Source organism: Deinococcus multiflagellatus (genome assembly GCF_020166415.1).
Lineage (GTDB): Bacteria > Deinococcota > Deinococci > Deinococcales > Deinococcaceae > Deinococcus > Deinococcus multiflagellatus.
In genome coordinates, this window is sequence record NZ_JAIQXV010000017.1 from 94,636 (window position 1) to 106,782 (window position 12,147).

Genomic DNA, 12,147 nt, shown 5'->3' on the forward strand with positions numbered 1-12,147 from the left:
CGCCCGGGGCCTGCGGGGGCAGTTAAGGGGCGCTCTCCCCCAGGGGGGCCCAGTAGGTGTCGCCCGCGCAGGCCCGGCAGCGCACGGCGCCCCCGGCACGCACCTCGCGCTCGTTCACGATTTCCTCGCCGCAGCGGCCACACACCGCGCGCTTGCCCGCCACGCTGATCAGGGCCGCGAGGTCCACGGTCAGGGTCACCGGCTGCACCCGGAAGAGCGCCTCATCCGGCCACGTCTGGTAGGCGGCCATGTAGGCGTCCCAGCGCTTCTGGCCTTCGGGGCGCGCAGCCTGCACGCGGGCGCGCAGGTCGGGGTGCGGGGCCACGCGCACGGCCTGGGCGGTGCGGGTGTCCACAAAGGTTGCGGCGACCTTGCCGTGGTCCACGAGGCGCATGGTGCGGCGGCCCAGCCAGCAGCCACTGGCCACCGCCACCCCATCGGCAAAGCAGCCGTCGGTTTCCACAAACACCAGCACCCGTTTGTCGGTGCGGGGAAAGGAGAGGGCGAGGTGCTGGCCCGCCAGCAGCCCCATGCGCGCGCCCAGCACCTGCCGGGGGCACAGGTGGCGGTGCAGCGCCGCACTCTGCGCCAGCAGGCCGGGCAATGCTTCCGGGGCAGCGGGCGAAAGCGGGGGGGTGGGGAGGGCGGGCTGGGTCATGGCGCAGGGTCCTTGGGCCGGCGGGGGCCGACCTGGGTAGAGTAGCGGACTGGGCGCGGCGGTGGGTGGCTGGGCCTGCGGGGAGCCGGGCGCCGCTGGGCTCCCTGGGGCCAAAGCCTGGCCCTCTTCAAGCCTGCCCGGCGCTGCTGGACCTGCCGGCGCACTTTGTTCATCCCAGAGCCGGGCAAGGATGGGAGCTGGGCGCCGCGGCACAGACCCAGTTCTGCCACGAACCCAGCGGCAAAGATGAAGCCACCTTGAGACGGCGCTCCTGAGCGGCCCAGAATCTCTGAACCCAGCCTGAAGGCTGGGCCGCTGAGGGGCCCGTAGGCTGGGGCATGCCCCGCCCTTTCTGTCTTCTTTCCGATTCGCCGCAGGGCAGGCGCCGCGCCAGCGCGCCTCCCCGGCGCGCGCCATGACCGCCCCCCCGCTGCGCCTGTGGGCCGGCATTGAGCCCACCGTGAGCCGCGTGGGCGACCGGACGCTGGACCAGCAGGCCCTGTGCGGCACCGATGAGCGCCCCGAGGACATGGACCGGCTGGCCGACCTGGGCGTGAGCGCGGTGCGGCTGGCTGTGCTGTGGGAACGCACCGCCCCGGACGGGCCAGCTTCGGCCGACTGGCGCTGGGCCGATGAGCGCATAGCGCGCCTGCAAAGGCGCGGGGTGACGCCCATCGCCGGACTGGTGCACCACGGCAGCGGGCCCCGGCATACCCACCTGCTGGACCCGGGCTTCGTACCGGGGCTGGTGGCCTACGCCCGCGCGGTGGCCCAGCGCTACCCGGCGCTGAGCGCCTACACGCCAGTCAATGAACCCCTGACCACCGCGCGCTTTTCAGGGCTGTACGGGCACTGGTACCCCCACGCCCGCGACGAACGCAGCTGCTGGCTGGCCCTGAAACACCAGTTGCAGGGCACGGTGCTCGCCATGCAGGCCATCCGCGAAATCAACCCGCAGGCGCAGCTCATTCAGACCGAGGACCTGGGCCGCACCCACAGCACCCCCCGCCTGCAGCAGCAGGCCGACTTTGAAAACGAGCGGCGCTGGCTGAGTTTCGACCTGCTGCTGGGCCGGGTCACGCATGGGCACCCCCTGTGGGCCCACCTGCGCCGGGCGGGGGCCAGCGAGGCCGAGCTGCTGTGGTTTGCCGAGCACCCCTGCCCACCGGACCTGCTGGGCCTGAACATCTACGTGACGGGTGAGCGCTTTCTAGATGAGCGGCTGGAGCGCTACCCGGCCTGCACCCACGGCGGCAATGGCCGAGAGCGCTACGCCGATGTCGAGGCGGTGCGGGTGCTGGGCGCCCCGCACGGCGGCGTGCAGGCGCGGCTGCTCGAAGCCCAGTCGCGGTATGGCCGCCCCATGGCGGTCACCGAGGTGCACCTGAACTGCACCCGTGAAGAGCAGCTGCGCTGGCTGCAGGGCGCGTGGCAGGGGGCGCGTGAAGCCCAGGCCCAGGGCGCCGACGTGCGCGCCGTGACTGCCTGGGCGGCCTTTGGGGCCTTTGAATGGAACAGCCTGCTCACCCGCCGCGAAGGGCACTACGAAAGCGGGCTGTGGGACGTGCGCGCGCCGCAGCCGCGCCCCACGGCGCTGGCGCGCCTCGCGCGGGCACTGGCGCGCGGCGAGGCCCCGCCCCTGTCCGGCCTGCACTCGGCCCCTGGCTGGTGGGCGCGGGCCGGGCGCCTGCTGTATCCCGCGCTGGGCGAGGTGCACAGCGCCGCGCTGCCCGGGGACAGGCCGCCCCTGCTCATCGTGGGCACCGGGGAACGGCTGGGCGCCCTGCTGCGCGAACTCTGCGCCGAGCGGGGGCTGTCCACCCTCACCCTGGACCCGCAGCTGTGGGCCCGCCTGTCGCCCGCCGACCGACTGGGGCTGCTGCAGGCCGCAGGCCCCTGGGGCGTGGTCAGCCTGCCGGGCACGCGGCTGGGGCGGGGCGCGGCGCACCTCGCGCAGGCCTGCGCCGCGCTGCGCCTGCCCCTGCTGTGCTGTTCGGGGGCCGAGGTCTTCGGCCACGCGGGCCCGCACGCCTGGAGCGAGGCCGACCCGGTGGCCCCGGTGGACCCGGCCGCGCGGGGGCTGGCCCAGACGGAACGCTGGGTGCTGGCCCGCTGCCCGCAGGCGCTGGTGGTACGCGGCGGCCCCCTGTTCGGCACGGGGGGCGCCCATGACAGCGCGGCGGCCGTGCTGGGCGCCCTGGGCTCGGGGGGGGCGCGGCCCGGGGGCCGCGAGACGCTGGTGTCACCCGTCTACGCCCGCGACTTTCTGCACGAGGCCCTGAATCTGTTGCAGGACGGCGAAACGGGCCTGTGGCACCTGACGCACGGCGCCCCCATCTCGCAGGCCGAGTGGCATGGGCAACTGGCCGAGTTGCTGGGCGAGCGGTTGCCGGCCCGGCAGCCCGGCGCCGAGCCCCTGCCACCGCCGGCCCTGCGCAGCGGGCGCGGCTGGCCCATGCCGCCGCTGTCACGCGCACTGGCCCACTGGTGGGCCAGCACCGGCCCCGAACTGACCCAGCCGTGCCCGCCAGCGCCGCCGGCCCACTGGCGCCCGGCGCCGCCCCTCTGAGCTTTCCAGTGGTGCCCAGCCGGACATGAACCCGGCTTCACCTCCTCCTCGCCGGGGAACGCGCCGCCCACCCCCACACTGAACAGCGGCCCAGAGCACCGTTTTCATTTTCCATTGGCCTTCAGGAGTGTCCATGTCGCAAGATCACCGTACCCCGACCGAACAGCCCGAAACCGCCCCCGCCGACCAGATGCCCGAACAGACACCTGCCGAGACCCAGTCGGAGCAGCCGGGCCACGAATCGCAGATGAGCCTGGCCCCCATCGTGATCCGCGAGGACTACCGGGGCAGCAACAAGCTGGCGGGCAAGGTGGCCCTGATCACCGGTGGGGACAGCGGCATTGGCCGCGCCGTGGCCGTGCATTTTGCCCGCGAGGGCGCGGACGTGGCGATTGTGTACCTCGACGAATCCGAAGACGCCCGCGCCACCCTGCAGATGATTGAAGCCGAGGGCCGCCGGGGCCTGCTGCTGGCCGGCGACGTGGGCGACCCGGCGTTCTGCCGTCGGGCGGTGGAGCGCACGGTGGGGACCCTGGGTGGCCTGAACGTGCTGGTGAACAACGCCGCCGAGCAGCACCCGCAAAAAAGCATCACCGATATCTCGCCCGAGCAGTTAGAGCGCACCTTCCGCACGAACATCTTTGCCATGTTCTATCTGGTGCAGGCCGCGCTGCCGCACCTGGAAGAAGGCGACTGCATCGTGAACACCGCCAGCGTCACCGCCTACCGGGGCAGCCCCGAACTGCTGGACTATTCCAGCACCAAGGGCGCCATCGTGGCCTTTACCCGCAGCCTCAGTGGCAATCTGGCCGAGAAGAAGATTCGCGTGAATGCGGTGGCCCCTGGGCCCATCTGGACCCCCCTGATCCCCAGCACCTTCGACGCCGAGAAAGTGGGCAAGTTCGGGCAGGACGTGCCGCTGGGCCGCGCCGGCCAGCCGGCCGAGGTGGCCCCGGCCTTCGTGTTCCTGGCGTCGGATGACAGCAGTTACATCACCGGGCAGGTGATTCACCCCAACGGTGGCGAGCTGATCAACGGGTAAGGACCGGCCACCCATGAGCTAAGGGCGCGCAGTGGGTCGGTGCCCGTGCACACCGTTGGGTTGCTATGCGTCCTGGCTTCAAACGTGGGGATAACCCACCACTGCATGAAGCGGCCTTTACCCTGCTCTCCTTCCAGCGTAAGAAGTATTAAAGATCACCAAAAACTGCGTGCAGGACGCACAGATTATAGTCGGGTCTATCCGAGTGGCAATTCGGTCACTGCACGTTTCTTTCTCTGTCTATGCCCGCTCCGCTGGGCAGGAGGCCTCCATGTCCCTTATTCAGTCATCCTGCCCGGCCCTGGTTGTGCTGGCCCACCTGCGCTGGGATTTTGTCTTTCAGCGCCCCCAGCACCTCATGACCCGTGCGGCGCGCACCCGCACGGTGTATTACGTCGAAGAGCCCCATTTTGGCGAGTGGCGTGACCGCCTGGAGGTGCGCCGCGAGCCCTCGGGCGTGGTGGTCTGTACCCCCTACATTGAAGTGGGCCACAGCCCGGCCGAGTCGCAGGCGCGCACGGCGGCTGTGCTGGCCGAGTTCCTGGACGCCGAGGACGTGCCGGAATACGACCTGTGGGTCTACACCCCCATGGAACTGCCGGTGGCCGACCTGTTGACGCCGCGCACCGTGATTTACGACTGCATGGACGAACTGGCCAACTTCCACGGCGCCCCGCCCGAGCTGCGCGCCCGCGAGGACGAGCTGTTCCGCCGCGCCGACGTGGTATTCACCGGCGGGCACCGGCTGTACGAGGCCAAGACGGCCCGGCACCCCAACGTGCACCCCTTTCCGTCCAGCGTGGACACCGCCCACTTCCGGCAGGCGCGCGCCCTGCCGCCGCAACCCGAGGATCAGGCGGGCATTCCAGGGCCCCGGCTGGGTTTTGCCGGCGTCATTGATGAGCGCCTGGACGTGGCCCTGCTGGGTGAGGTGGCCCGGCGCCGCCCGGAGTGGCAGTTTGTGCTGATTGGCCCGGTGGTCAAGATTGACCCGGCCACGCTGCCCCAGGGGCCCAACCTGCACTACCTGGGCATGAAACTCTACGCCGAACTGCCGAACTACTTTGCGCACTGGGACGTGGGCCTGCTGCCCTTTGCCCACAACCCGGCCACCGAGTTCATCAGCCCCACCAAGACCCCCGAGTACCTTGCGGCGGGCCTGAGCGTGGTCTCCACCGGCATCCGCGACGTGGTGCGCCCCTACGGCGAGCGCGAGCTGGTGCGCATTGCCGACGGCGCCGACGCCTTTGAAGCCGCCTGCGCCGCCGCCCTGGCCGAACGCGGCACCCCCGCCGCCGCCCACCGCCTGGAGCGCGCCGACGCCCTGCTGGCGCAGCAGTCCTGGGACGCCACATGGCAGGCGATGGACCGCCACATTGAGCCGTTGGCCGCCCAGCCAGCCGCCCGCGTGGCCAGCGCCCAGATGGCAGGCGCCAATGACTGAGGCGGCCCCCTTGCCCAGAAACGGGGGCTTTGACTACCTGATCGTGGGGGCGGGCTTTGCTGGTGCCGTGCTGGCCGAGCGGCTGGCCCGGGACGCCGGCAAGCGCGTGCTGATCGTGGACCGCCGCCCACACATTGGCGGCAACGCCTACGACCGCTACGACGACGCCGGGATTCTGATTCACCCGTACGGCCCGCACATCTTCCATACCAACAGCAAGGACGTGTTCGAGTACCTGTCGCGCTTTACCGCGTGGCGGCCCTACGAGCACCGGGTGCTGGCCAGCGTGGACGGGCAGCAGCTGCCCATTCCCATCAACCTGGATACGGTCAATGGGCTGTACGGCCTGAACCTCACGGCCTTTGAGGTGGAAAGCTTCTTCGCCTCGGTGGCCGAGCCGGTGGAGCAGGTGCGCACCAGCGAAGACGTGGTGGTGTCCAAGGTGGGGCGCGACCTGTACCAGAAGTTCTTCCGGGGCTACACCCGCAAGCAGTGGGGCCTGGACCCCAGCGAGCTGGACGCCTCGGTGACGGCGCGGGTGCCCACGCGCACCAACCGCGACAACCGCTATTTCACGGATACCTATCAGGCGATGCCGCTGCACGGCTACACCCGCATGTTCGAGGCGATGCTGGACCACCCGAACATCAAGGTGATGCTGAACACCGATTACCGCGAAATTGTGGATCTGGTGCCCTGGGGCCACATGATCTACACCGGCCCGGTGGACGCTTTCTTTGACCACTGCCACGGCAAGCTGCCGTACCGCAGCCTGGACTTTGTGCACGAAACGCATCCGGTCGAGCAGTTTCAGGCCGTGGGCACCGTGAACTACCCCAACGACTACGGCTACACCCGCATCAGCGAGTTCAAGCACATCACCGGGCAGCGCCACCCGCACACCAGCGTGGTCTACGAGTACCCCCGCGCCGAGGGTGATCCCTACTACCCGGTGCCCCGCCCCGAAAACGCCGAGTTGTACAAGAAGTACGAGGCCCTGACCCGCACCCGCACCGACGTGACCTTCGTGGGCCGGCTGGCCACCTACCGCTACTACAACATGGATCAGGTGGTGGCCCAGGCCCTGGCGACCTACCGCCGCCTGCAGGGCGACAAGGCCGAGGCCACAGAGCGTCAGGCTGTGGGGGCGGCGGGCGCCTCGGCTTAAGGCCGTGCCTCTTTTCTAACACCGCTTGAACGGCCCGCATGTCCCTCAATTGGGGAGATGCGGGCCGTTCAGCGCCGTCTTCTCTCCGACTCATGGCTCGGACAGGCTGAGCGTCCACGGCAACGAGCCGCGAACAGTACAGCAGCTTTCTCCTCCCCCCTTGTGGGGGAGGCGGGGAGGGGGGTAAGCGGGGTCAGCAGCCCAAACGACGTTTTCGGAACGGCCCCCTCCATAGACTTAAACGTGTTCGAACCAGTGCTGAGAATTCCGGTTCATCCAAGCGGGTAAACCCGACCGGAGGGGCTGGCAGCGCAGCGCAGCAGAGCAGGAGCACCGGGAACGGAGAAGCGTGCAAGCACCGAAGCGCAGGGGCGGTCACGGATGATTTGGAAGCCGTCTGCCGCCCACTGGTACGGCTGCCCTCAGAGCGTCTTCCTGAAGCGGAAGTTGGCGATCAGCAGCGTGGCGGCGCTGAATAGCGCCAGGGCCAGCATGGGCGTGGCAAGGTGCGAGAGGTCGGCGCCGCGAATCATCACGCCGCGCGCCAGCTCTAGAAAGTGGCGCAGGGGCACGAACTGCGAAATAAAGCCAAAGGGCTGCACCATGCCTTCCAGCGGAAAGAACAGCCCCGACAGAAAGATGCTGGGAAAGAAATAGGCGATGATCCAGAACACGCTCTGAATCTGGGTGCGCACGAAGGTGGAAATTACGATGCCCACCCCCAGCGAGCCCAGGATAAACAGCAGCATGGCGCCGGCCAGCAGCAGCGGCGAGCCCTGAAACGGCACCCGGAACACCAGCACGCCGGCCAGCACCACCAGCACCGCGTCAATCAGCCCAAAGACGAAGTACGGCGTGATCTTGCCCAGCACCACTTCCAGCGGGCGCACGGGCGTGGCAATCAGGCCCTCCATGGTGCCCATCTCCCGCTCACGCACGATCACGATGGCCGTCAGCAGGCAGCCCACCAGGGTCAGAATCAGGCCGATCATGCCGGGCACGATGTACACGGCGGTGCGGTCATCGGGGTTAAACAGCACCTTCACTTCAGGGGAGACGGGCGGGGTGCTGACCGTCCCGGTGCGCAGGGCGCGCGCCGCCGCAATGGTGGCGGCCGTCTCCTGCGCGGCGGCCGAGGCACCCGCGCGAATCTGCGAACTGACGGTGGGGTCCGAGCCGTCCACGTACAGGGTGAAGTGCAGCGACCTGTCGCCGCGCACCGCCTCAATAGCGCCCCCCGGAATGTGCAGGGCCGCTCTGGCCTCGCCCTGGCGCACCTGTTCCAGGGCCGTGGTCAGCGACGGCGCGGTGGTCAGGGCGAAGCGCTGCTCCGCGCCCAGGGTCTGGCGCAGCTTCTGACTGACCCGGTCGGCCGATTCGTCCACCACCACCAGCGGAATATGGGTCACCTTGGTGTTCAGCGCAAAGCCGAAAATCACCAGCAGCGCCACCGGAAAAATCAGGATAAAGCGCAGCAGCACGGGGTCGCGGCGCAGCTGCATGAATTCCTTGCGGGCAATGGCGAGGGTGCGCTGGGCGGCCATGCCGGGCGCGGAACGGTGGCCAGCGCGCAGGGAGGGACGGGGCTGGGCCATGTCAGGCCACCCCTTGGGCGGGGAGCGGTTGGTCTGGGAACTGGGCCCGCTGGGCCAGCGCCACGAAGGCGTCTTCCAGGGTAGGCAGGGCGGGAGCGGGGGGAGGCCCCGCCGGCCACGCCCCCGCGCGCAGCTCCCCGTCGGCCAGCAGCCGGATGGCATTGCCGCTGATCCAGGCGCCGCGTACCCCGGGCGCCGTGCGCGCGCGGTGCAGGCCCTCCACCAGATTGGCGGGCTCAAACTGATAGAAGTGCCCTGGCGTGGCGGCGCGGATGTCCTCGGGGCGGCCCTCGGCCAGCAGGCGCCCGCCAGCGATCATGGCAATGCGGTGGCAGCGCTCGGCTTCTTCCATGTAGTGGGTGCTCACGAACACGGTCACGCCGTCGGCCGTCAGGTTGTAGATGGTGTCCCACAGCTCGCGCCGCCCCACCGGGTCCACGGCGGCGGTGGGTTCATCCAGAAAGATCACGCGCGGGCTGTGGATGATGGCTGTGCCGATCAGCAGGCGCTGGCGCCAGCCGCCAGACAGCTGCGCGGCGGCGGTGTGCCGAAAAGGTTCCAGCGCCAGCCGGGCCATCACCCGCTCTGCGGCCGGGCCCACCTCGGCGCTGGGCAGGTACAGCGCCGCTTTGAACTGCAGGTTTTCCTGCACGCTCAGGTCGCCGTAGACGCTGGCGGCCTGGTTGGCGTACCCAATGCGCGCCTTGATCTGGTCCGGGTGCCGGAGGCTGGCGCCCGCCACCTGCGCCTCGCCGCTGGTGGGGGCCAGCACGCCGCAGAGCATGCGTATGGTGGTGGTTTTGCCCGCACCGTTGGGCCCCAGGAACCCGAACACGATGCCCGCCGGCACCTTCAGGGTCAGGTGATCCACCACCGTAACGCTGCGCCGCCCGCGCCGGTACACCTTCGTGAGCCCGCGAAGTTCCACCGCGTCCATACCCGCCTCCCTGCAGTGCGCCGCAAAGCGGGGACCACACTGCCTTGTGTGTTAGTGCTTGCTTACACTACAGTAGGCGGCTTCAGGGCGGCTGTCAATGCGAAGGGACCAGGCGGCAGGGCCATGCCCAGCACTGGCGCTGGGCGGTGCACCTTTTCTGGTCGGGGCACGCTGGCCCAGGGCACCGGGCACCCCGGGCGGTCCAGTGCTCTGGCCCAGGGTGCCCCGCTCCGCCCCTGCCGGGCGTGCGGACCCATGCCCGGCGTCATGGTCTACCTTGGCACCATGTCAGATCAGGACTTACCAGCGCCCGGCGCCCGGGAACGGCTGCTGGACGCCACCATTGAGGTCATGGCGCAAGAAGGGTTTGGGCGGGCCACCACCCGGTCCATTTCCACCCAGGCGGGCGTGGCCGAAGTCACGCTGTTCCGGCTGTTCAAGACCAAGGCGAACCTGCTGGTCGAGGTGTTCCTGAATCTGACCAATAGGTACCAGGAAGCGGCTCTCTCCCCCACGGGCCACCTGGAGGCCGATCTGCAACGGGTGGCCGAACAGTACGACCGTCTGGCCCGGCGCCACCGCAAGCTCATGCTGCGTCTGCTGCCCGAAATTGCTTACACCCCGGCGCTGCGCAAAGCCTCGGCGCCGCTGCGCCAGACCCTGCTGCGCAGCCTGCGCGGCCTCTTCGTGCATTACCAGGAAGCGGGGCACTTTCCAGGCCGCACCCCCGAGGACCTGATGGCCACTTTCATGGGCCCTATGGCCGGCAAAATCTTCCTGCTGGGCGAAGTGTTTGAGGTAGAGACCCATTTTGACCCCGCGCAGCATGTCGCCGACTTTCTGCATGGGGTGGCCCGCCACGACAACAGCTGACCCGGCCCTTCAGACGACTTGCCAGAAACGCCGTACCGTATCCCGGTGTTTTTCCGACCGGAGGGACGCGCAGAGCGGCGCCGCAGAGAGGGAAAAGGGACGGATGCCCGGGCCTTGGGCTGGCACAGCGCCGAAGACGGGGAACAGCCAGGAAGGAATTGGATGTTCCAGAAATGGGCGGCAGTTCGCAGTACTCCTCTGCATCTTCCTGCCCAGCCGCTGTGGGCGAGCTGAGGACGGCTGTGACGAATGCCGCCGTGCAGCAGTTCCGGGAACTGGCTGGCCAGAGGCGCTCCTGAAGCCCGGGCTCTGCCTAAAGGCACCGCTAGGGCAAACGCCCTCCCTGGCGCCGTTGCCAGGCAGCCCCTGCTCCTGAGACCAGTGGGTGATCGGCCTCCCCGGACACCCCACAGAAAACAAACGTTTGTTCACGACTCTGCCGTACAGTGTGGGTATGGCACACAACCCTAGACAGGCGTTTCGGACGCGTGCTGTCCACGCCGGACACGGCCTGGACCCAGCCACAGGCGCCCACGCCACCCCCATCTACGCCACCAGCACGTTCGGCTACGGCAACGCGGCCCGCGGTGAGCGGCTGTTCGCTGGGCAGGAAGAGGGCTATTTCTACTCACGCCTGACCAACCCCACCGTGCGCGCCTTCGAGCGCAAGCTGGCCGACCTGGAAGGGCTGGACGACGCGGTGGCCTTTGCCAGCGGCATGGGCGCGGTCTCGGCTGTGTGCCTGACCCTGCTGCAGCCCGGCGACGAGGTGATTTTCGTGGCGCCGCTGTACGGGGGCACCACCGGCTTCCTGCACGAGGTGGCCACGAAGTTCGGCGTGGTGGTCCACGAGGCCGCCGACGAAACGGCGATGGACGCCCTGATAGGGCCCAAGACCCGCCTGATCTGGGTGGAAACGCCCACCAACCCCCGCCTGAACATCGTGGACCTGGGCTGGGTGGCGCGCTCGGCGCAGGCGGCGGGGGCCCTGACGGTGGTGGACAACACCTTCAGCACCCCGGCCCTGACGCGGCCCGCCGAGCACGGCATTGATCTGGTGATGCACAGCGCCACCAAGTACCTGGGTGGTCACGGCGACGCCATTGGCGGCGTGGTGGCGGCCCGCGCGGACCTGCTGGCCGAACTGCGAGGCGTGGGGCTGCGGCATGTGGGCGCCTCGCTGGGGCCGTTCGAGGCGTACCTGTTCCTGCGCGGCATGAAGACCCTGCCCCTGCGCATGGCCGCCCATTGCGAGGGCGCGCAGGCCCTGGCCCGGGCCCTGCAGGGTCACCCCGGCCTGAAGACCGTGCTCTACCCCGGCCTGCCGGACCACCCCGGGCACGAGGTCGCCACCCGCCAGATGAGCAGCTACGGCGGCTTGGTGAGCGTGGAACTGGCATCCCGCGCCGCCGCGATGGCCTTTGCCGATGAACTGCGGCTGTTCACGCAGGCCGTGAGCCTGGGCGACGTGGAAAGCCTGATCTGCCACCCGGCCAGCACCACCCACGCCCTGCTGGGCGACGAGGCCCTGCTGCGCCAGGGCGTGACCCCGGGCCTCGTGCGTCTGAGTGTGGGCATCGAAGACCCGGCCGATCTGATTGACGACGTGCTGCGCGCGCTGGACCGGGTGCCGGTGGCGCAACACTGACAGCGGTCACCCCATGACCTGAAGGTGAACCCCGCAGGTCATGTGGGGCGAAGGAAGCGAGTGACCGCGGCAGAGGGCGGTTGGCGTGAAGCTGAGGAGGGTGTTTTCTTCCCCTGGGCAGAACGGAGGACCGCTCTTTGTCGCCCCAGGCATAGACCCCTCGGGCCCCTGCGCAGCGTTGCAGGGGCCCGAGGCTTTTCAGGTCCGGGTCAT

The 12,147-nt window shown here is 69.3% G+C and carries 9 protein-coding genes; 6 read left to right on the forward strand and 3 right to left on the reverse strand.

The genetic code is table 11. The features are described 5' to 3' along the window. Window positions 1-22: 22 nt before the first annotated feature. Window positions 23-658: an FmdE family protein gene (locus tag K7W41_RS17365; protein ID WP_224611291.1), complete on the reverse strand. Its 636-nt coding sequence runs from the start codon at window positions 656-658 to the stop codon at window positions 23-25. Between the two features lie 415 nt (window positions 659-1,073). On the opposite strand from K7W41_RS17365, the gene K7W41_RS17370 reads away from it, so the two are divergent. From K7W41_RS17370 to glf, 4 genes are all read left to right on the forward strand, one after another. After that, window positions 1,074-3,227, forward strand: a complete 2,154-nt coding sequence (locus K7W41_RS17370; RefSeq protein WP_224611293.1) for a family 1 glycosylhydrolase — start codon at window positions 1,074-1,076, stop codon at window positions 3,225-3,227. 133 nt (window positions 3,228-3,360) lie between these two features. Continuing rightward, on the forward strand, window positions 3,361-4,269 hold the full coding sequence (locus K7W41_RS17375; RefSeq protein ID WP_224611295.1) for an SDR family oxidoreductase: 909 nt from the start codon (window positions 3,361-3,363) through the stop codon (window positions 4,267-4,269). 271 nt (window positions 4,270-4,540) lie between these two features. Continuing rightward, window positions 4,541-5,713 (forward strand): glycosyltransferase family 1 protein, encoded by a 1,173-nt coding sequence (locus K7W41_RS17380; protein ID WP_224611297.1) that lies wholly within the window; start codon window positions 4,541-4,543, stop codon window positions 5,711-5,713. Continuing rightward, the gene (glf, locus tag K7W41_RS17385; RefSeq protein WP_224611299.1) at window positions 5,706-6,881 is read left to right on the forward strand and encodes a UDP-galactopyranose mutase; all 1,176 of its coding nucleotides are present in this window, start codon (window positions 5,706-5,708) and stop codon (window positions 6,879-6,881) included. Before K7W41_RS17380 ends, glf begins: the two co-directional genes overlap by 8 nt. A gap of 422 nt (window positions 6,882-7,303) precedes the next feature. On the opposite strand, the gene K7W41_RS17390 is transcribed toward glf, so the two are convergent. Continuing rightward, the gene (locus K7W41_RS17390) at window positions 7,304-8,476 is read right to left on the reverse strand and encodes an ABC transporter permease (RefSeq protein ID WP_224611301.1); all 1,173 of its coding nucleotides are present in this window, start codon (window positions 8,474-8,476) and stop codon (window positions 7,304-7,306) included. Between the two features lies 1 nt (window position 8,477). Then, window positions 8,478-9,413 (reverse strand): ABC transporter ATP-binding protein, encoded by a 936-nt coding sequence (locus K7W41_RS17395; RefSeq protein ID WP_224611302.1) that lies wholly within the window; start codon window positions 9,411-9,413, stop codon window positions 8,478-8,480. 285 nt (window positions 9,414-9,698) lie between these two features. Between K7W41_RS17395 and K7W41_RS17400 the strand changes: the two genes are divergently transcribed. Both K7W41_RS17400 and K7W41_RS17405 read left to right on the forward strand, forming a co-directional pair. Then, on the forward strand, window positions 9,699-10,286 hold the full coding sequence (locus tag K7W41_RS17400; RefSeq protein WP_224611304.1) for a TetR/AcrR family transcriptional regulator: 588 nt from the start codon (window positions 9,699-9,701) through the stop codon (window positions 10,284-10,286). Window positions 10,287-10,740: 454 nt separating this feature from the next. After that, window positions 10,741-11,934: a trans-sulfuration enzyme family protein gene (locus K7W41_RS17405; protein ID WP_224611313.1), complete on the forward strand. Its 1,194-nt coding sequence runs from the start codon at window positions 10,741-10,743 to the stop codon at window positions 11,932-11,934. The last annotated feature ends 213 nt before the right edge of the window (window positions 11,935-12,147 follow it).